The sequence below is a fragment of the Pedobacter foliorum genome (assembly GCF_013266735.1).
GTDB classification, from domain to species: domain Bacteria; phylum Bacteroidota; class Bacteroidia; order Sphingobacteriales; family Sphingobacteriaceae; genus Pedobacter; species Pedobacter foliorum.
Window position 1 is genome coordinate 30,586 of sequence record NZ_JABSNU010000020.1, and the last position, 23,591, is coordinate 54,176.

At 37.4% G+C, this 23,591-nt stretch carries 20 protein-coding genes and 1 tRNA gene; 8 read left to right on the forward strand and 13 right to left on the reverse strand.

What is annotated here, in order from left to right; genetic code table 11:
- Positions 1 to 16: 16 nt before the first annotated feature.
- From HQN83_RS23515 to HQN83_RS23545, 7 genes are all read right to left on the reverse strand, one after another.
- Positions 17 to 1,102, reverse strand: a complete 1,086-nt coding sequence (locus tag HQN83_RS23515; RefSeq protein WP_173093933.1) for a DUF5007 domain-containing protein — start codon at positions 1,100 to 1,102, stop codon at positions 17 to 19.
- Positions 1,103 to 1,141: 39 nt separating this feature from the next.
- Positions 1,142 to 2,290 carry a carbohydrate-binding protein gene (locus HQN83_RS23520; RefSeq protein ID WP_173093935.1) on the reverse strand — a complete coding sequence of 383 codons (1,149 nt, stop codon included), beginning with the start codon at positions 2,288 to 2,290 and terminating at the stop codon, positions 1,142 to 1,144.
- 14 nt (positions 2,291 to 2,304) lie between these two features.
- Positions 2,305 to 3,816 carry a RagB/SusD family nutrient uptake outer membrane protein gene (locus HQN83_RS23525; RefSeq protein WP_246254574.1) on the reverse strand — a complete coding sequence of 504 codons (1,512 nt, stop codon included), beginning with the start codon at positions 3,814 to 3,816 and terminating at the stop codon, positions 2,305 to 2,307.
- A 41-nt stretch (positions 3,817 to 3,857) separates the two neighbouring features.
- Positions 3,858 to 6,887: a SusC/RagA family TonB-linked outer membrane protein gene (locus HQN83_RS23530; RefSeq protein WP_173093937.1), complete on the reverse strand. Its 3,030-nt coding sequence runs from the start codon at positions 6,885 to 6,887 to the stop codon at positions 3,858 to 3,860.
- A 698-nt stretch (positions 6,888 to 7,585) separates the two neighbouring features.
- Positions 7,586 to 7,676: transfer RNA gene (locus tag HQN83_RS23535), tRNA-Ser, on the reverse strand.
- 44 nt (positions 7,677 to 7,720) lie between these two features.
- Positions 7,721 to 9,151 (reverse strand): pyruvate kinase, encoded by a 1,431-nt coding sequence (gene pyk / locus HQN83_RS23540; protein ID WP_173093939.1) that lies wholly within the window; start codon positions 9,149 to 9,151, stop codon positions 7,721 to 7,723.
- A 139-nt stretch (positions 9,152 to 9,290) separates the two neighbouring features.
- Entirely contained in the window at positions 9,291 to 9,710 is a 420-nt protein-coding gene (locus HQN83_RS23545; RefSeq protein WP_173093941.1) for an IPExxxVDY family protein, read from the reverse strand.
- Positions 9,711 to 9,868: 158 nt separating this feature from the next.
- Between HQN83_RS23545 and HQN83_RS23550 the strand changes: the two genes are divergently transcribed.
- From HQN83_RS23550 to rnc, 3 genes are read left to right on the forward strand one after another with little or no spacing between them, the layout of a single operon-like run.
- Positions 9,869 to 10,105, forward strand: a complete 237-nt coding sequence (locus HQN83_RS23550; RefSeq protein WP_008508386.1) for an acyl carrier protein — start codon at positions 9,869 to 9,871, stop codon at positions 10,103 to 10,105.
- Between the two features lie 27 nt (positions 10,106 to 10,132).
- The gene (gene fabF, locus HQN83_RS23555) at positions 10,133 to 11,386 is read left to right on the forward strand and encodes a beta-ketoacyl-ACP synthase II (RefSeq protein WP_173093943.1); all 1,254 of its coding nucleotides are present in this window, start codon (positions 10,133 to 10,135) and stop codon (positions 11,384 to 11,386) included.
- A 51-nt stretch (positions 11,387 to 11,437) separates the two neighbouring features.
- A complete protein-coding gene (gene rnc, locus HQN83_RS23560; RefSeq protein ID WP_173093945.1) occupies positions 11,438 to 12,166 on the forward strand; it encodes a ribonuclease III in 729 nt (242 codons plus the stop codon).
- Positions 12,167 to 12,169: 3 nt separating this feature from the next.
- On the opposite strand, the gene HQN83_RS23565 is transcribed toward rnc, so the two are convergent.
- Positions 12,170 to 12,883 (reverse strand): hypothetical protein, encoded by a 714-nt coding sequence (locus HQN83_RS23565; protein WP_173093947.1) that lies wholly within the window; start codon positions 12,881 to 12,883, stop codon positions 12,170 to 12,172.
- Positions 12,884 to 12,994: 111 nt separating this feature from the next.
- Between HQN83_RS23565 and HQN83_RS23570 the strand changes: the two genes are divergently transcribed.
- From HQN83_RS23570 to nadD, 3 genes are read left to right on the forward strand one after another with little or no spacing between them, the layout of a single operon-like run.
- Positions 12,995 to 13,858, forward strand: a complete 864-nt coding sequence (locus HQN83_RS23570) for a YicC/YloC family endoribonuclease (RefSeq protein WP_173094006.1) — start codon at positions 12,995 to 12,997, stop codon at positions 13,856 to 13,858.
- A gap of 30 nt (positions 13,859 to 13,888) precedes the next feature.
- Complete coding sequence (gene gmk, locus HQN83_RS23575) at positions 13,889 to 14,458, forward strand: guanylate kinase (protein WP_173093949.1); 570 nt, start codon at positions 13,889 to 13,891, stop codon at positions 14,456 to 14,458.
- 3 nt (positions 14,459 to 14,461) lie between these two features.
- On the forward strand, positions 14,462 to 15,034 hold the full coding sequence (gene nadD / locus HQN83_RS23580) for a nicotinate (nicotinamide) nucleotide adenylyltransferase (RefSeq protein ID WP_173093951.1): 573 nt from the start codon (positions 14,462 to 14,464) through the stop codon (positions 15,032 to 15,034).
- Here the strand turns inward: nadD and HQN83_RS23585 are convergent.
- Positions 15,031 to 15,744: an SAM-dependent methyltransferase gene (locus HQN83_RS23585; RefSeq protein ID WP_173093953.1), complete on the reverse strand. Its 714-nt coding sequence runs from the start codon at positions 15,742 to 15,744 to the stop codon at positions 15,031 to 15,033. The two genes, nadD and HQN83_RS23585, sit on opposite strands and share 4 nt — an antisense overlap.
- 300 nt (positions 15,745 to 16,044) lie before the next feature.
- On the opposite strand from HQN83_RS23585, the gene HQN83_RS23590 reads away from it, so the two are divergent.
- Together HQN83_RS23590 and HQN83_RS23595 are read left to right on the forward strand one after the other, a co-directional pair.
- On the forward strand, positions 16,045 to 17,373 hold the full coding sequence (locus HQN83_RS23590; protein ID WP_173093955.1) for a DUF6600 domain-containing protein: 1,329 nt from the start codon (positions 16,045 to 16,047) through the stop codon (positions 17,371 to 17,373).
- 117 nt (positions 17,374 to 17,490) lie between these two features.
- Positions 17,491 to 19,071: a peptide chain release factor 3 gene (locus tag HQN83_RS23595; RefSeq protein WP_173093957.1), complete on the forward strand. Its 1,581-nt coding sequence runs from the start codon at positions 17,491 to 17,493 to the stop codon at positions 19,069 to 19,071.
- Positions 19,072 to 19,074: 3 nt separating this feature from the next.
- Here the strand turns inward: HQN83_RS23595 and HQN83_RS23600 are convergent, their stop codons facing one another.
- From HQN83_RS23600 to HQN83_RS23615, 4 genes are all read right to left on the reverse strand, one after another.
- Entirely contained in the window at positions 19,075 to 20,328 is a 1,254-nt protein-coding gene (locus HQN83_RS23600) for a pyridoxal phosphate-dependent aminotransferase (protein WP_173093959.1), read from the reverse strand.
- Positions 20,329 to 20,352: 24 nt separating this feature from the next.
- Entirely contained in the window at positions 20,353 to 21,684 is a 1,332-nt protein-coding gene (gene argH, locus HQN83_RS23605) for an argininosuccinate lyase (protein ID WP_173093961.1), read from the reverse strand.
- A gap of 72 nt (positions 21,685 to 21,756) precedes the next feature.
- The gene (locus HQN83_RS23610; RefSeq protein WP_173093963.1) at positions 21,757 to 22,170 is read right to left on the reverse strand and encodes an EamA family transporter; all 414 of its coding nucleotides are present in this window, start codon (positions 22,168 to 22,170) and stop codon (positions 21,757 to 21,759) included.
- A 77-nt stretch (positions 22,171 to 22,247) separates the two neighbouring features.
- Positions 22,248 to 23,576: an OmpA family protein gene (locus HQN83_RS23615; RefSeq protein WP_173093965.1), complete on the reverse strand. Its 1,329-nt coding sequence runs from the start codon at positions 23,574 to 23,576 to the stop codon at positions 22,248 to 22,250.
- Positions 23,577 to 23,591 lie beyond the last annotated feature (15 nt).

Genomic DNA, 23,591 nt, shown 5'->3' on the forward strand with positions numbered 1-23,591 from the left:
TAAATCCTAGCATAATTTATTCGTCTTGAAATTTTGGATTTTCCCTGCGGAAGTGAAAAACTATCTCCCAGTCGCCTGCTTTAAATATGTTGTACGTTAGTCCGAGATAGGCGGTTGTTTTCATCCCCCCAAATCCTCTTCTTGAATATTTAATGTATGAGGATGCCTGTGAACCATTTGGTGCATATGGAGTACTTATATTTACCAATGGAATAGGATATGCAACATCGTATTGTACATAGGTTGTTGTTTTTTGCATGTTAAAACCATGTACCAGTTGCTCCCATTTGGTTTCATTAAACTTTGCCGGATCAATAACCTGTTCATCTTTATCTAAGAATTTGAATCGTAATGAATGTCCGTTTCCTCCGGTGAATGGCCTGATGTAAACGACCACATCTTTCTGATCTGCGTTACTTATCAGTTGTAAATCTGAAGGTGTTCCTATTATATTTCCAATATCGGCAAGGATGTAATCTCTTTTGTTTGGATTGTTCGGGTCTTTTGGATCTCTGGCTACTGCTCCTGTAAATGGATTGATATCTGTTGATGGTTCATAAGGTCGTTCTCTCCATGGTCTTATCTGGAAGTCTCTAAGCAATACTTCTCCGCCTGAATTTTTAACTTTCAAATCAAAAAGGCGCATATCCTGAACGCTATTTGAACTATCTGCAGGTCTTGGATCAATTAGCTCATCAGTTGATGATTGCCACATGATGAACTGACCTGAAGACCTGATCTCAAACATTGGATGATCTTCAAGTTTCCTTTTTGCATTGATTTGTTCAAGTGAGGTTTCCTTACCTGTGTAAGCTGAAGTCCATACCCATGTTTTGTGAACTTTAAACATATCATCATATGGTTTTCCATCACCATACCTTGCATTTACAATTTCAAATTGCATTGGCAATGTTGAATTATCTGCATTGAGGGTTCCCATTACTGTTGTTCTACCTAAAACCGGTTCAAAGACCTTATTGCTATAATTTAGCTTGCCACTCAGATAATCTTTTTCTTCAGGCAAATCAAGTAGCTTCCTACAACCAGACACCAGTATTAGTGCGGTAAGTAAGAGCAGGTTATATTTTAATATTTTCATCATTTCTATAAAGAATTAAAATTTTATAACTGTAATATTTGATTAGGGTAGCTTAGTGAAAATGAACTCATAGAAATTCATCGGCCCATTTGTGATTTTAAACTTAAACACATGCTTCCCTTTGGTTAGCTGAACCGTTCTTTTTACAGGAGTGAAATTCTGATACCCATTAGTATTGGGAACTTCAACCCTGCCACCGGTAATGTTAACATCATCCATTTCAGCGCTTACAGTTTTGTTACTTACAGGAGTAGAAAGCAACATTGAAAGCTCGTAAGCTCCGGTTTCGGCTACATCTACTGAATATGCAAGCCACTCACCGGTAAGGCCTTCTCTTATCGCAAAAGTGTCTCCATAGCCTTCAATATCTACTGACTCAAATGGACGGTATCCACCCCCCTGATTAGCCAATGTAGCATCAGAATAAGCAACCCCTTCGCCTCCCAGGTCAAAATCAATAGCTTTAAATTTGCCAGGAATTGCAAACGGAACACCATAGAAAGGTGTCCTTACTTTAGGAATAAAAGTGATTCTCTTTACAAACTCATCAAACCCGAATACGTGATTTGGTTCTACTATATGTACAATACCATTAGTGGTTTTGATATTTACTGAACCTGTTGTAGTGTTTACCCAATTCTTTACAAAAATACTTTGTTTGGTATCGTCGAATTTAATGTAAGCAGGTCCACCACCGTTGTAACCTGATGCGGTTGAAGACTCTAATTTACCATGCATCATGCGGTTATATTTAACCCCATAAAATGTTAATCCATCCTGTTCCGTCAATAACTCTGTTGGGTATAGGCCTCTGATTACATACTTGGTCATCAAAGTATCCAGATGTTTAATATCCACGTTGGACAGAAACAAAGGGTCTTTACCGGTAGTTCTACGTAGGTTATTTAAATTGGTCATGGCCAATTTAAAACTGGAATTGCTAAGAGCAAACAAAGTAACAGGATTCTTTTTCAGCGTATCGGCAAGTCCAACTCTATCGATAACCAGCAATAATGAATCGTAAATACCTCTTTTACTTTTTAAATAATCATAAGTATTTAAGGGTACATTTTTTTCATCTACGGCTGCCTCATAAAAGCCCTTGTCTTTACCGCATCCACTGAAGAAAATGATTATACAACAGCATAAACCTGCAGCCATATTACCTAATAATATTTTAAGGTTTTTCATATCTAATCTGTTATTTATTTCCAATAAGAATTTTGAGTTAATAAAGCGTTCTGCTTGATCAGGATACGAGATACCGGCCAGTAAATACCCCCAGTTTCAATAAGCTTGGTAAAGGCAGGATTTTTGTGTCTGATCTTGTTGTATCTAATCAGATCGTACCATCTGTGGCCTTCGCCCATTAGCTCTCTTTGGCGTTCTTTAAAGATGGCGTCTATCAGATTTCCATTTACCTCTTCCTTATACGCAGGTAAACCTCTGTTTGCTCTTATGCTATTGTTTAAAATATCGATAGCCTGAGGACGTTCTCCTAATACGGCTAGCGCTTCTGCCCTAAGCAAAGCGATGTCTTCAAGCCTTGTGAATACAATTGTACTGGCAAACATTTTGAATGTCGGATCAGAAACTCCGCCTAGAATTACTTTTATTTTACTGAAAATCGGATACTTCCCATTAAAATTGCTGAAGTACTTATCATCAACCGGCTGACCTAGTGTATCCAAACTAAAGCGCTGATCTTTGGGTTCATTAAAAATAGACAGGATTGAATCTTTACTTAGATAAATATCCGGGATAGGCTTATTTACTACAGGAGCAGCAAGTGTTAGCTCTTCAATACGGCCCGTAGGTGAGGCCTCGGCATGGCTATAGTTAAAGTTAAAGCCAAGAATGTGACTGTTCTTTTTGCCATAAAAAAATCCGTGCGGCTCTGTAAGGTCATAGGTACTTTGGAATCCAGTGGCAGCTTTACCATAGTTGTCCATTACAAATTTGGTGTAGACAGCTACTTTAGGATAGTTTCCTTGCCATGCTGCTATGTGCGATAATATTGCATAAGCTGTTAACTTACGTGCAAGTGTACCCTCCCATCTTACGGAAGTTTCATTGTAATAAGCACCAGGTTGCTGAGGATCATCGGCACTATATCTATAAGGTAAAACATCTGCAACGGCCAATATTTCAGCTTCGGCAAAGGCTAATACTTTTGATTGATCCTCTCTCTTTTTAGCTTCAAATTTACCATCGTGAGAACTGATGATCAAAGGTACATCACCCCATATTCTGACCATATAAAAATAAGCAAAGGCTCTTAAAAATCTGGCCTGTGCAATATCAACAGTCATATTATTCTCAGTGTATCTTGGATCTGCTGCTTTAACATCTCCTACTTTTTCAAGAAAAAGATTAGCTGAATTGACCACAGAATACCACCTTCTCCAATTAGAAAGAGCTTCCAATGATTCGTAATCTGCATTTAAATTATTCTTTACAATTGCTTTTAAATCCTGACGGTTGGTTACAGTAAACTCGGCTGGTCTAACATCACCATACAGCCAATGCGCATTATTGTCGGCCATGGCAGATCTGGCAAGTCCATAGATACCCATTAAGCCAGCCCTTGTATCCTCCAGAGAATTCCACATGTTTTTTTCTCCAACCACTCTTGTCGAATCTGTATCAAGGATTTTTTTACAACCTGCCGATAAAAGGGATAAAAAGATTAAACTATTTAATATTATTTTTTTCATGATATCATTTTATATGATTCTATATTTCAATATCTTAAGATTTACAAATCCATCTTAACACCCAGCGTAAATGTGGTTGCGTATGGCATTCCAAAGCCTCTATCGTATCCCGTGTAATTGATTAATTCCGGATCCTGTCCTGTGTATGGTGTTATGGTAAACAGGTTATTTGCTGTACCATAGATGTATAGTCTGGATAGTTTTAATCGTTTTTTATTGATTACATCGGTAAGTTCATATCCTAAAGACACTGTCCTTAATTTTAGGAAAGAAGCGTTTTCGAGAAACAAATCCTGATCTACACGATATGAGATAACCGGACTCCATGGATTATACAATGGGTACTTGCTGAAATCGCCTCTTTTCTCCCAGAAAGTGATCTCTTTAACGGAGTTGATGGTATTACCACTTTCCTGATTGATGAAATTGAAGTGATTTGACATTTCCTGGTTTATGACTTCCCTTCCCAGGTTAAAATAAAACTGCATGCCTAAAGTCCATTTCCCGTATTTAAAATCGTTGTTAAAACTACCGGCAACGACTGGAAGCGCATGTCCTCTTAATGTTTTATCATTGTCATCAATTGCATTATCATTATTAAGATCTCTCCAATTCGGATCACCTGCACCTAGTGTAATGCCATTAAACTTTTTAGCAACACCTCCTACAACAGGAACTTCTTCATTGGTATTATACATTCCATCGTTGGTGTATAACCAGTATTGATCAATAGCGTGTCCAACCTTAAATAATCTGTCGCCAATTGCAATTTCTTTTAATCCGCGTGGTAAGGCGACCAACTTGTTTACGTTATAATTTAAGTTTAGGGACGGTGTCCACTTAAAGCGATCATTAGAAATTATATCGCCTGACAAGGTTAAATCAATACCTTTATTGTTTACAGAAAGTCCACTTTCATAAGATTGGGTATAACCATATTCAGCATAATCCGGAATTGCCAGCAATTGATTTTTATCTGTTTTAGTATAAAAATCAAGAGACATGCGTAATCGGTTGTTTAATACGGCAACATCAGCACCCACATTTAGCTGATCGGTATAAGACCATGGAATACCATATCCTACCCATCCGTAATTGTAAGGTCTGGTAAGTACGGCAAATGCATTATAACCAGGACTTAATAAGTTCCCAGTATAACCAAGCTCTGTAGTATATTGAGGCCCTTGAGCAAAATTATCATAGTATTCCGCTCTACCTAACCTACCTGCACTTACACGTAAACTCAGTTCATTGAAACTTGAATTGGTTGTAAGCAAATCATTTTTAATATTCCATGATGCGGACACAGCAGGTGAAACAAACCATCGGCTGGTAGGTTGTGCATTTGTAGATGCATCTGCACGCAATATGAACGAAAGGGTATACTTATTATCGAAATTATAAGCCGTTTTGCCAAAGAATGAAAGCATGTTATTCTTTGTTTTATCTAAATATTTAAATGTTAAAGATTTAGGAAAGGATAACGGATACAGATAATCCTCAGGTTCTGAACCATCACCTCCCAAGGCTGGATTGGAATTCAATAGGTTTAACTTTATATAATCGTTGGTTCCTTTATAAGCAAATGCATAATTATACTTATAGGTATCATAATGAACCGACTGACCTAGTTCGAAACGGAAGTTATGAACTTCATTTAACTTCAAATCATAACTTGCAGTGTTGTTAAACATTAACCGCTGGTTGAAACCATAGTAGTTAGATGCGTAGCTGTTTCCTTCAAGCAATACCTTGGAATAATAAATATCCCTGTAGCCCTCATTATAATCCATACCAAAATGTGAGGTAAACAAAAAGTTCCCCAGATTTATGGAAAGGACAGCAGCACCTTCAACAATGTTTGACTTGTTGTCATCATAACCATTTTTAAGATCTTTTAAGAAGCCGGCATAGATGTCCTTATTTGGACTAAAAGGTGAACTCAAGTCGGGGATGTAATTCATCTGACTAAATCGATCTCTCAAAGAGTTATTCCTATCTCTTTCGACACGATTCGCATTCACGGAGGCTGAAAACGTTAACCACTCTAGTGGCTTCATATTGACGTTCAGCATCGTACTGTATCTGTTCAACGCAGTTTGATCTGCAATTCCCTCATTGCGCACATTGCCCAATGAAAACCGGAAATTGGCCCTTTCCGCTCCACCTGAAATGGCCGCATTAATGGTGTGTGAAACCGGATTACGGTAATATAGATCGCTCCAGTTTGATGGCCCATAGTAAGAACTACTTAATGAATCACTCAAATAAAGAGGATATACTTCATCATCAGAAAAACGTCCGTTAGGCGTGTACTTGTAATAAAATTGTTTTCTGAAATTGTTTTCATACCTCCCATTCAGCGTTGTAACCTGAGGTCTCAAACCGACAGAAACATAGGAATTGAACGATATTTGTTTTTGAGCGGAGGGCGTTTTAGAGGTAAGAACAATGACTCCATTTACACCCTTCGGCCCATAGGCCGCAATGCTCGCTATATCAGTCAACACCTGTACAGAAGCAATATTTTCCATATCTATATTCGTTAATAGATTGGTAGCCGGCCCTATTCTGTTGAATTTGTATTGCTGGATATCAAAGGCAAATGGATGTTCACCTATTAGTGGAATCCCATCAAGAACAATCAAGGGTTGGGTTTGAAATTGCTCACGTGCAGATAAAAGAGGCTGTGATGCACCGTGAATAAACATACTTTGAATAGTTCCAGGCTCACCGGAAGGCTCCTGAATGTAAAGTCCTGCAGCTTGTCCCTTTAAATACTGCTGCAAAGAAACAGCAGGAGATGTGACAAGTTTTTGTGGATCAATACTGTTTGCTTTTAAATTAAGCTCCGAAAAAACAGGGTTTTTATCAGACCGTAATTTAAGTAGGGTACCCTCTGTACTCCCGACAGTATCAATTTTCTTCTTTTTTGAGGTGTCTGACTGTATTTTAACCCCACTATAAAAAGGGGTGTATCTTAAAATACGCGCAGACCCGGGTGTTCTCCCGAAAGAAATTGTTGTTACGCACAACAATCCCGTCAACGAAATAATTGCAATAAAGCGCATAGCAGATAATTAAGTATTAACTGATTTAAAACCTTTAATTAATTAATTGCTTAAAAACTACCCTGATTTTTAAAGTATAGGCAATACGAAGCCCCTCCCGAAAATGCGGGAAATAGAATACCTTAAACTCAGAATAAGTTAAATTAGCCTGGCTACCAAAGCAAAGTAGCCTAATAAGAATTAGTTTCTTCTAATCTTGCGAAAAGAATACATCTTGGGGGGAAATAATCCCATGGGGGGAATTGTAGAGCATGAATACATAATTTGGTTTGTTAGGTTATTATTAGGTTATATTTATTTGGTACTTGTAACGATTTAATTCTGCTAAATCGTTTGTTTGGTTAAAACAATATTACAAACAAAAACTTGTATTCCAAATAGATAGAGCATCTGAAAAGCTAAAATCGCTCGATAAACAGCTTATAATATATTACGCAAACGGTTGTTTCCTGACCTAAACCGCGATATTTATTTTCGTTTTTTTTTCATTTTTTTTTTGCAAACCACTGTTTTTATCTCTAAAAAATTTAAAAACCAATAGAGAGCTGATATTATTTACTCATTTTCAGACAAATAGGTCAAGATGTTTTATCACGCAGTGGAGCCTTTTGCATGAGGTAGTTATTTTTAGATACAATAAAAGAGCCCGTATCATTATCCATGATACGGGCTCTTTTTTACTTTTATAATACTGAGACTGGCGGAGAGTGAGAGATTCGAACTCTCGATACCCTTTTGAGGTATACACACTTTCCAGGCGTGCTCCTTCAACCACTCGGACAACTCTCCCTTTTTCAGGATTGCAAAAGTAGGATTTTTGTTGTTACAGAATATTAATCGATAACAGTGATTTTCACCATGTTGGTTTTACCTTTATGCTCCATTGGAATAGCAGCCGTGTTAATAATCACGTCTCCTTTTTTAATCATTTTGTATTCCTTAAGCAGGTTGTTTACATCTTGAATAGTCTCATCAGTACTTTCAAATTTGTCGTAATAAAAACCTTGAACACCCCATAAAAGGCTTAAAGTATTTAATAGAGATCTGTTACTGGTGAAGATATAAGTTAAAGCCTTAGGTCTGTGACTTGAGATTTCAAAAGCAGTGTATCCGCTCACAGTCATAGAAACGATACCTACGGCGTTTGTTTGTTTAGATAAGAAACAAGCTGTATCACAAATTGCATCGCTTAGGAAGCTCTCAGATTTCGGTTTAAGGAACTTCTCCGGGTGGAATGGATAGTTGTTAGTTTCGATGTTCTGAATGATCTTCTGCATTGTCTCGATAACGATAAGTGGAAACTCACCTACTGAGGTCTCACCACTTAGCATTACTGCATCAGCACCATCAAGAACAGAGTTTGCAACGTCGTTAACCTCAGCACGTGTTGGCCTTGGTGTAGTAATCATACTTTCCAACATTTGGGTAGCAATAATTACCGGTTTCGAAGCAGCTCTACATTTTTGTACAATCATTTTTTGTAACAAAGGAACTTCTTCCATTGGCATTTCAACTCCTAGGTCACCACGAGCAACCATGATACCGTCAGAAACAGCAATGATTTCATCAATATTTGCAATAGCTTCTGGCTTCTCGATTTTAGCGATTACGCGAGCAGTTTTGCCTCTTTGTTTGATGATATCTTTTAATTCAATAATGTCTTCAGCATTACGAACAAATGAAAGTCCGATCCATTCTACATTGTTTTCAAGAACAAACTCAAGGTTTTTTCTGTCTTCAACAGTAAGAGAAGGGATAGAAACTTTCGTATTAGGTAGGTTCACACCTTTTCTTGAGGTAAGGATACCACCGTGTACGATTTCGCAAACAACCTCATCTACAAGGTTAGTTTCGATAACGCGCATTTGTAGTTTACCATCATCTAAAAGGATGATTTCGCCTGCTTTTACGTCTTTTGGGAAAGTATCATAAGTGATGTAAATACGTTCTTCATTTCCTATGCACTCTTGCGTAGTGATGATCGTACGATTTCCATTAACTAAGTTAATACCACCATCCTGAACCATACCAATTCTAATTTTAGGGCCTTGTAAATCGGCAAGGATACCTACATTATAATTGTATTTTTGATTGATATCGCGAATGGTATCCAATACTTCCTGATGATCTGCCTGAGAACCGTGTGAAAAATTTAAACGGCAAACGTCTAATCCGGCGTTAAACATACTGTATAAAACTTCCGGTTTAGCTGAAGCAGGGCCCAGGGTGGCCACAATTTTTGTTCTGGAATGAAATGGTTTCATTTAGTTACTTAAATTTATTATTGACGGGCAAAACGCCGATTTTCCACATAAAAAACCGATGTCCGTCTGATTATTAATGTTATTTGTCTGATAATGTAAGTTCAAATATAGTGTATTTAATACACCTACAATATAAAATTTACATTATCAAATTTTCCCTTGACTTCAATTTACGTGGATCTATCTGTGCAGCAACCTGAATATCAGGCAGTTTATTCAATCCGTTAAGTATAAAATTAAGATCTTCTTTATCAATGTACTGATGAATAATCATAAAAAAATCTACTTTATTCATTTCAGGAATTAAAAACCCTTCTGCATTTCGATTGTTAAGTATGTAATATTCAATCTCCCCCTGTTCAACATAAAAATAATATTTCGAAAATGGCAGCGGATCTTCATCAATATTAAAGTAAACCTCATGATCCTCAACCTTTTCAAAGTTAAAATTAAGGCTTGTATTTATTTTATGACAGAGCATATAATCTTTCAATGAAGCAGTGATGGCAATTAGTACAAAATCGAGGTCTAATGATAGTTTTAAGTAAGTTTTGTTCAAAACGCAGTATATTTACGGGATTACGAAATTATAAAACTAATTTTACTTTAATGTTCGAAATAAAAACATTAAAATTGATAGAGAAATAAAAACATTTGAAATGTGTAAGAATTTATTTTTCTTTGCACTGAATTATTTAACCATTAAATTATAACATTATGTCTGATATTGCTTCAAGAGTTAAGGCTATTATCGTTGAAAAATTAGGTGTGGATGAAAGCGAAGTTACCCCAGAGGCTTCTTTCACTAACGATTTAGGTGCGGATTCTTTAGATACAGTAGAACTTATTATGGAGTTTGAAAAAGAATTCAATGTAGCAATCCCTGATGATCAGGCTGAGACCATTGGTACAGTTGGTCAAGCAATTGCTTACTTAGAAAAAAACGTTAAGTAAAATACGGTCTCCGTATAATCCGTATAAATGGAAGTAAAAAGAGTAGTAGTTACAGGGTTGGGTGCGCTCACTCCTATTGGCAGTACAATCCCGGAGTTCTGGGAAGGCCTGTTAAATGGGGTGAGTGGCGCTGGCCCCATTACAGGTTTTGATACATCAAAGTTCAAAACCAAGTTTGCATGTGAGCTTAAAAACTTCAATCCAGAAGATTTTTTGGACAAAAAGGAAGCGCGCAAGCTAGATCCATTTGTTCAATATGCTTTAGTATCCACAGATGAAGCCGTAAAGGATGGTAATTTCGATTTTTCACAAATCGATACCAACCGTGTTGGTGTAATCTGGGGTTCTGGCATTGGCGGCTTTAAAACATTTCAGGATGAAATGAAGAACTTCTTTTTAGGCGATGGTACTCCACGCATGAATCCGTTCTTTATTCCTAAAGTAATAATTGACATTGTTCCGGGCCATATTTCTATAAAATATGGACTTAGAGGCCCCAATTTTGCTACAGTTTCTGCATGTGCTTCGTCTACAAATGCAATGATCGATGCGTACAATTATATTCGTTTGAATATGTGCGATGTCGTGATTAGCGGTGGATCTGAGGCCATTATTAACGAAGCAGGTATTGGTGGTTTTAATGCAATGCATGCCTTATCGACCAGAAATGATGATCCTCAAACAGCTTCAAGACCGTTTGATAAAGACCGAGATGGTTTTGTTGCCGGTGAAGGTGCAGGAACCATTATTTTGGAAGAACTAGAACATGCTAAGAAAAGAGGTGCTAAGATTTATGCCGAATTAGTTGGCGGTGGAATGAGCGCAGATGCGAACCATATTACAGCTCCACATCCGCAAGGATTAGGTGCTAAAATGGTGATGACAAATGCCCTTAGAGATGCTGGTTTAACTACTGCGGATATTGATTACATCAATGTTCATGGAACCTCAACTCCTTTGGGAGACATTTCTGAAACAAAAGCTATTGTGGATTTATTTGGAGAAGATGCTTATAAATTAAACATCAGCTCTACAAAATCTATGACAGGGCATTTATTAGGTGCTGCAGGTGCTATTGAAGCAATTGCCTCTATCCTTGCAGTGAAAAATGATATAGTACCTCCTACTATTAATCACTTTACTGATGATCCTGCGTTTGATCCGAAATTAAATTTCACATTTAATGTGGCTCAAAAAAGGCCAATTCGTGCTGCTTTGAGTAATACTTTTGGCTTCGGAGGTCACAATGCTTCGGTGATTTTCAAAAAATACGAAGAATAAAAAGCACTTTGTGGAGGCTATTTTAGCCTCCTTTAATTTTGCAATAATTTAATGCCATTATTTGACCTGTATAAGCTTTATCTGTCATCCGATAAAGACTTTATAAAAAAGTTGAACAACATTTTAGGCTTTGTGCCTGGTAATACTGTTTTATATAAAATGGCGTTCAGGCACAGGTCTGTGGCAAAAATTCTAAAAAATGGCAGCCGGAGTAGTAACGAACGTTTAGAATTTCTAGGCGATGCTATTTTGGGAGCCGTAATTGCAGAATTACTGTTTAAAAGCTATCCATACAAAGAGGAAGGTTTTTTAACAGAAATGCGCTCAAAAATTGTAAATCGCGCCAATCTTAATCAACTTGCAAGAAAAATGGGCTTTGATCAGCTGATCGTTTTTGATCAAAAAGCTGTAAACATCCAAACAAAACATCATTCTATGTTGGGTGATGCATTTGAAGCTCTTGTAGGCGCTGTGTATCTTGATAAAGGATACAATTTCACTAAAGATTTTCTGCTTAAAAGAATTGTAAAGCCGTATATCGATATTCATACATTAGAGCTTACTGAGACTAACTTTAAGAGCAAATTGATTGAATGGTGCCAACGCCATGGTAAAGATATCTCGTTTGATATGATCCAGAATGGTGAAGGTGAAAGTGCAAAGCTATTCACAATACAGGCTGTTATTGAAGGTGAAAGCTTTGGTACAGGTAGGGATTACAATAAAAAGAATGCTGAAAAGCTTGCTGCTGAAAAAGCTTGCGAAGCCCTTTCTATTTAACTTTTACTTTTTTAGGGTGTCAGTATATTTTTTATACGACTCTCTTATGTATTTAATGGCATCGTATTCTGTCCAGTTTTTAGCCTTCTCATACTCTGGTCTGTAATCAATCATATACTTCTCGAGAATATCTCCTTTTAAATCAGTATTATTTTGAATAATAGATTCATTAAAAAATCCATCTATTAAGGTCTGCTGCATTTCGGTTTCATAATAACGGCCAAATCTTCTTGCATTTTTTGGTGTTCGGCCTAGCAACTCATAAACTGCCGTAAGTGGTTTAAAAAGAAAGGATAAGAATGGTGGTTTCCCTTGGTAAAATGAGCCTTTGTTTCTAAAATCTCTTTTTATATCATTTAGTTCCTGCCTTTTTGTTTGCCCGATAATATTAACTTCCTTTAATGTTGTGCCTCTATCTAAATAAACGATAAGGTCTTTCCCTGGTTGGGCAACAGCTATTCCATCAGAATATTCCATTTTAATTACCAAAAGGCTATCGCCCGGTACGGTCTTTATTTGGAACAGGCCAAAATCGTTACTTAATACAAACAAACCGGTTCTTTTATTTACGATTTGAGCTGCCGCAACGCGCGTCTTTGTCCCCTTTTCTAATATTGCCCCCTTCAAAATAAACTCTTGCTGGGCTGAAACAGGAGCTATGGATGCCGCAAAAAACAGTAGGAATACTAAAATATTTAAATAACCAAGCCTCATCATCTAACGAATATTTTTTGTAAACTTAACTATTGTTTGCCAATGACCTAAGTTAAAAAAAGTTAAATGAGTTTGAAAAGGCAATAAATTATATCTTTGCACATGATAAAATCAATGACAGGGTATGGCCTGGCTTCTACTGATCAAGAAAACATAAAGTTTGCGGTAGAGATAAAATCTTTAAACAGTAAGTTCCTGGAACTTAATTTAAAACTACCAAGAGCATTCTCGGATAAGGAATTATTGCTGCGTAATATCTGCAGCAAGGAAATAGAGCGCGGTAAAGTAAGTGTTTCTATAAACATAGAACGCAGCGAAGAAAACTTAAAAGGGGCAACTATTAATGCTGCCTTGCTAAGCAAGTATTACAAGCAACTTGAAGAAATCAATACCCAATTAGGAGCCAATTCTAATAATCTTTTACAAGCTGTTCTTAATTTCCCTGAGGTAATTAGCTATTCTGATGAAGAGGTTAATGAAAATGATTGGGATATTTTAAACAGTACTTTCGCTAAAGCTTTAGAGAGTTTTAACCAATTCAGAATTGCAGAAGGGGTTGTTTTAAAAACTGATCTTGAGCTGAGAATTAAAAACATTCTACAGTTCTTTTCTGAAATTGAAGTTTTGGAACCGCTTAGAATTCCTCAGATCAGAAGCAGATTAAATCAGTTTCTGGAAGATAATGTAGGAAAGGTAAACGTGGATCAGAACCGTCTGGAGCAAGAGTTAATCTATTACATTGACAAGCTTGACATTACTGAGGAAAAGATTCGTTTAAGGAGTCATTGTGATTACTTTATTGAAACATTAAAAAGCAAAGATGCAAACGGGAAAAAGCTTGGTTTTATTTCTCAGGAAATTGGAAGAGAGATTAATACCATGGGAGCAAAAGCTAACGATGCGCAAATACAGCAGTTGGTTGTGGGAATGAAGGAAGAGCTAGAGAAAATTAAAGAACAACTATTAAATGTTTTGTAAGCCATTGGCTTAAAGACGACAACACAAAAAATGAAACAAGGTAAACTTATCATATTTTCTGCACCTTCTGGGGCAGGAAAAACAACAATTGTAAAACACCTACTTACGAAATTCCCTTCGTTAAGTTTTTCTATCTCTGCAACAACACGTCAGTTACGTGGAGATGAAAAAAATGACAAGGATTATTACTTTATCTCTAAAGAAGATTTTCTGCACAAAGTTGCTCACCAGGAGTTTGTAGAGTTTGAGGAAGTTTATAACGGTACTTTTTATGGCACTTTAAGGTCTGAAATTGACCGCATCTGGAATGATGGCAAACATGTGATATTTGACATTGATGTAGAAGGTGGATTACGCTTAAAACGCAAGTATGAAGATGATGCCCTGGCTATTTTTGTTCAACCACCATCTTTAGAGGTGCTGAAAGAACGTTTAAGTGGCCGTGGCACTGATAGTGCTGAAAAACTACAGGAGCGCTTTATAAAGGCTGAAAAAGAGCTTAGCTATGCCGACAAATTTGATGTTATCCTAAAAAACTATGATTTAGATACGGCATGTGCTGAAGCTGAAAAATTAGTTGGAGATTTTATCAATAGCTAAATAATGAAAACAGGGTTATTCTTCGGGTCCTTTAACCCCATACATATCGGACATCTAGTAATTGCTAACTATATGGCTAGTTTTACCGGACTAAAGGAAGTTTGGCTGGTAGTTTCGCCTCACAACCCTCTGAAGAATAAAAACGGTTTGACAAATATGTACGACCGATTGGAGATGGCCAAATTAGCCACCGAGAACTCTGAGAAAATCAGGGTTAGCGATATCGAATTTGGCCTGCCTCAACCCTCTTATACCATCGATACACTTACTCATTTACAAGAAAAGTACCCAGGAAAAGAGTTTGTGCTAATAATGGGGGCTGATAATCTGGCTTCCATTAAAAAATGGAAAAACTATGATGTTCTTTTAAAGAATTATCAGATTTATGTGTATCCCAGACCTGGAATAGATATCAGTGAATGGGAAAGTCACCCTTCAATTATAATTACTGAAACTCCTCAAATGGATATTTCATCTACTTTTATTCGGAAGGGAATTAAGGAGGGGAAAAATGTTCAGTATTTTGCCCCTGATAATGTGCTTACTTTCATAGAAAGTAAAAATATGTACCGCTAAAACTGACGGTACAATGAAAAGATTGTAGGTTTTTTATGTAAATCTATTCTTTCCTTCCTCCACAATGCAATTGGCAATGTTTTAATATACTCATCTTCTGAAGTAATGTTACTGGCAATACTCAATAGTGTTTGAGGTTGACAGCTCTTTAATACATCTTCAAATAAATGATTGTTTCTAAAAGGCGTTTCTATAAAGATTTGAGTCTGCTTGTTTTTATCTGCTAATTGTTCAAGTTCTTTAATTTTTTTAGCTCTTTCCACTTTATCAATAGGCAAATAACCATGAAAAGTAAAACTTTGGCCATTAAAACCTGAAGCCATTAATGCCAGTAAAATAGAACTTGGCCCAACAAGTGGAACTACTTTAATACCTCTTTTATGTGCTTCGGCAACGATATCAGCTCCCGGATCCGCAATTCCCGGACAGCCTGCTTCACTCATTAAACCAACATCCCTACCCGTCATTAGTTCCTTAAAATAGGGAACAAAGGAATCGTTGCGTTTATGCTTACCATAATCATGGATTACAAGATCGCTCTGAGGTACTTTTATTCCTGCTTCCTTCAAAAACTTACGCGCTGTTTTCTCATTTTCAACAATGTAGGTATTTATGGAATTGATGGTATCTCCAAGATAACTTGTAAAAGATTTATGAGCTGCGTTTTCTGCCAGAGGTACTGGAATAAGAAATAAGGTGCCTTTTGTCATAGATTTTGTTTTGGTTACAAAAGAAGAAAATAATTCGCTGGAAAGCGCATTTGATGGAGTAAATATTATAAGCAGATCGTAATCTTCTATCTAAATGTAGTCTATTAAAAAATATTTTTCGTAAATTGTTTAAACTAGAAAACCGATTAAATATTGGCTTAAACCACACTTAAGCCAATAATATTACGTCCAGCCCTATAATCATAATGTAATATTTTATAAATAGATTAAACTTTTTAGATTATTTGGAACTCAAATTGATATATAAATATCGTTAGGTAAATTTAAAACACACACGCAATGAAAAACATCATCAAATTACCGGCTATTGTGCTGGGGCTCATGCTCCTCTTAACCGGAACCGCTCAGCGGGTTATGGCACAAGACGAGGATATTTCCTTACAGTCTTTTTACGATGAGTTATCTCCTTATGGCACCTGGATTCAGGATTCGCAGTACGGTTATGTTTGGCGACCAGATGTGGAACAGGCAGATTTCAGACCTTATTATTCAAATGGCCGATGGGCTATGACTGAGTATGGTAACACATGGATTTCAAATTACGACTGGGGATGGGCTCCTTTTCATTATGGAAGATGGGTTTATAATCGTTATAGTCAATGGGTATGGATTCCTGACACCGTTTGGGGTCCGGCATGGGTAAGCTGGAGAAGTGGTGGCGGATATTATGGATGGGCACCTATGGGCCCTGGGATGAATATCAATATTAACTTCAATATTCCTGATCTTTGGTGGGTATTTGTTCCTCAAAGAAATATCTATTACAACGATTTCCCTCGTTACTATTCACGCAGAAATGTAACTATTATTCATAATACAACTATTATCAATAATGTTTATTCAAGAAACAACCGTAATTATTACAGTGGTCCAAGGGCTGACGATATCAGACGTTCAACCAGACAAGCAGTTCCTGTCTACAACATAGATAGAACTAGCCGACCAGGCAGAAGTAGCATTAGCGGAAACAAGGTTGAAATCTATAGACCAAACGGCAGAAGCAGTAGAGAAACTAATGCAGGAAATGTAGCTCCAAGAAACCCGGTTCGTGGTGAAGGATATGCAAGTCCTAGAACTGATCGTAATAGCGTTGACAGAGGCAATACAGATGGAAGAGTATCTAATGGCCGAGTACCAAGAGATGGCAGCCAGCCAGCGGACAACAGAACAACTGATGGCACAAGGGTAAATAGTCGTCCAGAAAGAGTACCTCAAGGGAACACTTCTCCATCTCAAAGACCAGATCGTCCAACAAGACAAGATCAAACCCAACCCAGACAGGAAGTTCAACCTAGACAAGATATTCAGCCTAGACAACAGCCATCTCAGCCAAGACAGGAAAGAATTGAGCCACAGCCAAGACAAGAGAGACAAACAAGGCAGGAAGTTCAGCCTAGACCTCAACCTCAACAAAGGCAAGAACCGGTTCAACAACCTAGACAGGAAAGAGCTCCACAACAAACAAGACAAGAAGCACAGCCTAGGCAAGAACAAGCAAGGCCTCAGCCTCAAAGATCTGAACGCGTAGAGCAAAGCAGACCCTCAAGAGGTTCTGAAAGTAACGGTGGTGGAAGAGAAAGCAGACCATCAAGAAGCGGAAGAGACTAGGTAAATCCAACATAGAAAAGGCGGCGCAAATGTGTCGCCTTTTCCTTTTACACATTCCAAGCTTTTTTTTCCTTATCTTTGCAGCCTTTTATCAAGCACAACACGCTTAAACTCTTTATGATTAACCCGGAAATAGAAAAACGAAAAACATTTGCCATTATCAGTCACCCCGATGCAGGTAAAACTACATTAACCGAGAAATTCTTACTTTTTGGAGGGGCTATTAATACTGCCGGGGCAGTTAAACGGAATAAAGCAAACCAAAGTAATACCTCCGATTTCATGGAAATTGAGAAGCAGCGTGGAATTTCCGTGGCTACCTCTGTTATGGGATTTGAGTATAGCAACAAACGCATCAACATATTGGATACTCCAGGTCACAAAGACTTTGCTGAGGATACTTATCGTACTTTATCAGCAGTTGACAGTGTTATTTTAGTGGTTGACTGCGTAAAGGGTGTTGAAGAGCAAACTGAAAAGTTAATGGCCGTGTGCCGTATGCGAAATACTCCTGTTATTATCTTTATTAACAAGATGGATCGCGAGGGTAAAGATGCATTTGATTTGCTTGATGAAATTGAGAATAAACTTAACATCAGCTTATGCCCTCTTTCTTGGCCTATTGGGCAAGGACATACTTTTAAAGGGGTATACAGCATATACAATAATCACCTTAATTTATTTGAGCCAGACAAGACTAAGATTAGCGAGCCTGTTATTGAAGTAAGCGATCTGAATGATGAAAACCTAGGCAAATTTTTAAAGCCAAAAGAACTTGATGGCTTAAAAGGTGATTTAGAACTTGTGGATGGTGTTTATGGCAAGCTTGACAAGAGTATGTACACCGAAGGGTTACTTGCTCCTGTATTTTTTGGAAGTGCCATTAACAACTTTGGGATAAAAGAGCTTTTGGACACCTTTGTTCAGATTGCCCCAAGCCCTAGAAGCCGTGAGGCTGAACAACGTGAAGTTCTTGTGAATGAAAAGAACTTTTCAGGTTTTGTTTTTAAGATCCATGCGAACTTAGATCCTAAACACCGTGACCGTATTGCTTTCCTAAGAGTATGTTCAGGGAAATTTGAGCGTAATAAATTCTATTTCCATACCAGACAAGGTAAAAAACTAAAATTCTCTAATCCAATGGACTTTATGGCCAATGAAAAGAGTATTGTAGAAGAAGCATGGCCAGGTGATGTGGTAGGTTTATACGATAGCGGTAACTTTAAAATTGGCGACACCCTTACAGAGGGAGAACAATTGCAATTTAAGGGCATTCCTAGCTTCTCTCCTGAAATATTTAAGGAAGTTGAGAACAGAGACCCTCTACGCACTAAACAGCTTGAAAAAGGCATACAGCAACTTACAGAGGAAGGCGTTGCACAGCTATTTACACAACAACCTGGAAACAGGAAAATAATAGGTGCTGTTGGTGAGCTTCAATTTGAGGTTATCGCCTTCAGACTTGAGCATGAGTATGGTGCTAAAGCATACTTCAGAACCTTAAGTTATGGCAGATCAAACTGGGTAACATCTAAAGACAAGAAGAAATTAGAAGAATTCCTAAAACGTAAGCAACAGCACATCGGTCAGGATAAAGACGGCAACCCTGTTTTCCTTGCAGATAATGAATTCATGATCAATATGACCATGAGAGATTATCCGGATATCGAATTCCACAAAACTTCAGAATTTAAATAGCTTTTATTTTAGCTTGCTTAGTGCTGCTTTAATTCTTGGCAACATGTCTTTAATATCCTGCAAAGAGCATCCACCAACGGAAGCTCTAAACCAGGCCATTGATTCGTCGTTTCCAAAAGCAGAGAATGGAACCAACGCAGCCTGAGCTTCTTTAATTAAGTAGAAATTTACATCTGCACTATTTTTAAGCAATTCACCTGATGGTGTGGTTTTACCTATGTATTCGATTTTAAGCGTCAGGTAAATAGCCCCCATAGGGATCACTGAATCTACATTAAAGCCTTCTGATTTTAATTGCTGAAATCCGTTATGTAATTCATCAAGACTTATCTGAACTTGCTTTTTAAATGAGTTCAAAAAGCTATCAACAAGATCGTTGTTTTTAAAGTATTTGGCTACTGCTACCTGCTCAGCTTTAGGTGCCCATGCTCCGATATGACCAAGTAAAGCTTTCATTTTACTAACAATAACTTCCGGACCAAAAGCCCATCCTACCCTAACGCCTGTAGCAGAAAGACATTTAGAAATTCCATCTATATAGATTACGTATTCTTTCAGTTCTGGACGTAAACTTACCGGATTAACGTGTGTACGCCCAAAAGTTAGCAAAGAATAGATTTGATCGTACAAGATGTAAAGAGGCTTCTCATCGGCACCTCTGGTTTTGTTTTCTTCAATTACCACCTCACATATCTCTTCCAGTTGTTCCTGAGTAAACATGGTACCAGTTGGATTTAACGGAGAACAAAGCGCAAGTAGCGTTGCTCCCTTTAAGTGTGGTTTTAACTGAGCAGCAGTAGGCATAAAGTTATTCTCTACTGTGGTTACTACAGCAACACCTTTTGCTGATGAAAGGTGACAATAATGGTTATTGTTCCATGATGGAGCAGGATAAATCACCTTATCACCCGGATCAATTAATGCAAGATAAGTTGCATAGATCAAAGGCCTTGAACCTCCAGCTATCAAAATATCCGACACAGCATAGTTCAATGAATATCTATCCTTTAAAATCTCAACTACCGTTTCACGAAGGGGCAAAATACCCTCTGCAGGTGGATAGTTGGTCTGATTATGATGGTAAGCATCAATAATCTCATCTTTAAGTTCAGCAGGGATTGGAAAAATCGACGGATCAAAGTCTCCAATTGTCAGATTCGCAATCTGCCCTCCCTTTCGTTTCATATCATTAACCTCGTTACCTATTTTAATGATTTCAGAGCCGATAAGGGTGTTTGCTAATACTGATACATTCATTTCTTATGCTTTATATTGTAAAGATTAAGACAGCAATTGCTGGATTGCTTCTTTCGTTTTTTCAAATTTAAATTGAGACAAGATTTCATCCATCATATCCTCAATGTCACCATTACATAGGTTGCCAATGCTTCCCTCGTGTGTATGGTGTATTTCTGTACCCGGTGTAAACGTTCCATTTTCAATTGACTCACCTACAATTTTATATGCTTCTCTGAAAGGAGTGCCTTTTAATGCAAGTTCATTTACCACCTCTACACTGAACAAGTACGCATACTTTTTATCAGCAAGAATATTGTCTTTAATGCTTATGTTTTGCAACATGAAGGTAGTCATTTCCAGACATTCATTTAAAGATGTGATGGCAGGAAACAAGTTCTCTTTTAATAATTGAAGATCTCTATGATATCCTGAAGGAAGATTAGTAATCATCATCGCAATCTCGTTTGGCAATGCCTGTATCTTATTGCAACGTGAACGAATCAACTCAAACACATCAGGATTTTTCTTATGAGGCATGATGCTTGACCCGGTAGTTAGTTCATCAGGGAAGCTAATGAAACCAAAGTTCTGGTTAATGAATAAGCAAACATCCATTGCCATTTTAGCTAGTGAGGCAGCAACAGACGACATTGCTTGTGCTAAGATGCGCTCTGTTTTTCCTCTCCCCATCTGAGCATATACTACATTATAATTTAGCCTTTCGAAGCCTAATAATTCAGTAGTCATTGTTCTGTTTAAAGGAAAAGAAGAGCCATATCCTGCTGCAGATCCCAAAGGATTTTTATTGCAGATCTTCCATGCCGCAAGCATTAATTCCATGTCATCAACCAGGCTTTCAGCATATGCACCAAACCACAATCCGAAAGAAGATGGCATAGCTATTTGCAAGTGGGTATAGCCGGGTAAAAGTTTATCTTTATGAGTATTGCTTAATTCCAGTAGCTGACTAAATAAAACGGAAGTATTACCAACCATTTCCTCAATGCAATTTCTAAAGAAAAGTTTCAGATCTACCAAAACCTGGTCATTCCGTGATCTACCACTATGGATCTTTTTACCCGCATCCCCAATTCGTTGGGTAAGTAGCCATTCTACCTGAGAATGTACATCTTCAACAGTATCATCAATCGTAAAGTTACCAGCTTCAATATCGGCATAGATATTTTTAAGTTCTTTTTGAATTTCCTTAAGCTCATCTGCGGTAAGTAGGCCGATGCTTTCAAGCATTTCAACATGTGCAAGGGAACCAAGCACGTCAAAAGCAGCCATTTGCAAATCCAGTTCCCTGTCTTTACCTACAGTAAAGGTTTCAATATCTTTATTTACGTTTACGTTTTTTTGCCAGATCTTCATTATAATCTATTATAGATACCTGCATTATTCAGGTAGGTTTTGTGCAAAAATACACTTTTTTTGCTGGTAGTTTTAAGAGATTAAAACAAAGGTACCTACCATAATCAGTATAGCGCCTATTGCCGTTTTAAGGGTTAAAACTTCTTTTAAGAAAATAACTGACAAGATTATTGTTAAGGCAACGCTTAATTTGTCGACCGGAGCAACTTGAGAAACTTTTCCAATCTGTAATGCTTTGTAGTAGAAAATCCAGGACAAGCCAGTTGCCAATCCAGAAAGAAATAGGAATAAAAGGCTATGTTTTGAAAGTTCATGAATTCCCTTAAATTCACCTCTTGCCATTACAATTCCCCATGCAACAACCACAATCACAATGGTTCTTATTGCCATTGCTAAATCAGAATTTACGTTAGCAACCCCTATTTTACCAAAGATGGCCGTTAATGAGGCAAAGAAAGCTGATAACAAGGCATATATCCACCACATAATATTTTACGATTATAAAGGTTCATAAATTTAAACAAAATATATCCTGTTTTTATGAACCTTTATAATCATATCTACTACAACTTAACAAACTCAACCCTTCTATTAGAAGCTTTTCCAGCAGGAGTTTTGTTGTCAGCAATAGGCACGGTCAGTCCTTTCCCATCGGTCTCCATTCTATCATCCTTTATAGAAAAAGTAGTATTAAGGAACTTTTTAACGGATCCAGCGCGTTTTTTAGATAAGGCAAGATTGGACGCTGCACTTCCATCTGAGTCCGTATGGCCAATTATTTTGATTTTTACATCAGGATTTGTAGCTAAAGCATCCCCAATTTCTTTAAGAACGGCATATGACTGCGGTTTTATCTGATCTGAATTTACATCAAACAAAATTCCTGAAGTCACAAACTTCCCTTCGGTTATCAATTTTGACCGAGTATCTGGTTTACCAGAAGCCACCTTAATATTTGAGATCAGGTAACTGTAATTTTCGTCATCATATCCACCTGTCGTCTCAGTTGCGAAAAACAACTGGTTAATTGTTGCCCCAGGATTTACTGCTTTGGGAACATCAAACACCTTAGTCTCATCAATCCATAACCTTAGTCTGCTTCCCTGTATCGAAAGGGCGTAATGAGCCACTTTTCTTATCGTTTTTCCAAATCCACTTAAAGTCTTACGATCGCTTCGAAATACTTCTTTACGGTCGCTATAGCTACGCATTTCGATGGCTGTATTCAGTTTTTCATTGGGGTCTATTTTGAACTCAAACGAGTTAACTCGACGGTGGTCGTTTAGAAATTTATTGTCATCATTACTATCTGTACCACTACTAAAAGCGCCAAATGATACAGGAGGAAGATAATATCCTGATTTAGATACCACATTTAAAATCATATCCCATTCGATTGTATAATCATTCCCAAATGTTTTTAGCTTACTTCCAGATAAGTACTTCCCCTTACTTAATTTTAGCCAATTCCCTTTTGGGGATTCAATGCCAACTAGCGTACCGTTTGCGTTAGAGTTCCAGTTTAACGGGAGCTCTCCAATATTATCTTGTACAAAATCTTCTGCATATAACACCTGCTCTCCAGGTATGAAATCAAATTTGGAATAGCTGGCGATCTGCTCCTGCTTCTCTTCTGGAGCTTCGGTTGTTCCGCTTTTTTCTTTTTCAGCTTTTTCTTTTTCTTCAAATGCTTTATCAATCTGCTTGTCAACTACTTTGTCTGCAGCCTTATTTGCCCCACGCTCAACAGCTCTTTCAGCAACATTCTTACCTAGCCTTTTAAGAAATTGTGCATTCCCTGCGAAGCTGCAAAGCGATACAACAAGTAATGTCATTATACTTTTCCTGTACCCACCACTTTGTTTTCTCTCATTTGATCTAATAGTTTTCATTAGAAAATTTATATA

Coding starts and splice junctions, on each gene's coding strand:
- HQN83_RS23525 (WP_246254574.1), bottom strand. CDS start 3,816: ATGAAAAAAATAATATTAAATAGTTTAATCTTTTTATCCCTTTTATCG.
- HQN83_RS23595 (WP_173093957.1), top strand. CDS start 17,491: ATGATTAACCCGGAAATAGAAAAACGAAAAACATTTGCCATTATCAGT.
- fabF (WP_173093943.1), top strand. CDS start 10,133: ATGGAAGTAAAAAGAGTAGTAGTTACAGGGTTGGGTGCGCTCACTCCT.
- HQN83_RS23520 (WP_173093935.1), bottom strand. CDS start 2,290: ATGAAAAACCTTAAAATATTATTAGGTAATATGGCTGCAGGTTTATGC.
- HQN83_RS23610 (WP_173093963.1), bottom strand. CDS start 22,170: ATGTGGTGGATATATGCCTTGTTATCAGCTTTCTTTGCCTCATTAACG.
- rnc (WP_173093945.1), top strand. CDS start 11,438: ATGCCATTATTTGACCTGTATAAGCTTTATCTGTCATCCGATAAAGAC.
- HQN83_RS23570 (WP_173094006.1), top strand. CDS start 12,995: ATGACAGGGTATGGCCTGGCTTCTACTGATCAAGAAAACATAAAGTTT.
- HQN83_RS23600 (WP_173093959.1), bottom strand. CDS start 20,328: ATGAATGTATCAGTATTAGCAAACACCCTTATCGGCTCTGAAATCATT.
- gmk (WP_173093949.1), top strand. CDS start 13,889: ATGAAACAAGGTAAACTTATCATATTTTCTGCACCTTCTGGGGCAGGA.
- HQN83_RS23615 (WP_173093965.1), bottom strand. CDS start 23,576: ATGAAAACTATTAGATCAAATGAGAGAAAACAAAGTGGTGGGTACAGG.
- pyk (WP_173093939.1), bottom strand. CDS start 9,151: ATGAAACCATTTCATTCCAGAACAAAAATTGTGGCCACCCTGGGCCCT.
- argH (WP_173093961.1), bottom strand. CDS start 21,684: ATGAAGATCTGGCAAAAAAACGTAAACGTAAATAAAGATATTGAAACC.
- HQN83_RS23585 (WP_173093953.1), bottom strand. CDS start 15,744: ATGACAAAAGGCACCTTATTTCTTATTCCAGTACCTCTGGCAGAAAAC.
- HQN83_RS23550 (WP_008508386.1), top strand. CDS start 9,869: ATGTCTGATATTGCTTCAAGAGTTAAGGCTATTATCGTTGAAAAATTA.
- HQN83_RS23565 (WP_173093947.1), bottom strand. CDS start 12,883: ATGATGAGGCTTGGTTATTTAAATATTTTAGTATTCCTACTGTTTTTT.
- HQN83_RS23530 (WP_173093937.1), bottom strand. CDS start 6,887: ATGCGCTTTATTGCAATTATTTCGTTGACGGGATTGTTGTGCGTAACA.
- HQN83_RS23590 (WP_173093955.1), top strand. CDS start 16,045: ATGAAAAACATCATCAAATTACCGGCTATTGTGCTGGGGCTCATGCTC.
- nadD (WP_173093951.1), top strand. CDS start 14,462: ATGAAAACAGGGTTATTCTTCGGGTCCTTTAACCCCATACATATCGGA.
- HQN83_RS23515 (WP_173093933.1), bottom strand. CDS start 1,102: ATGATGAAAATATTAAAATATAACCTGCTCTTACTTACCGCACTAATA.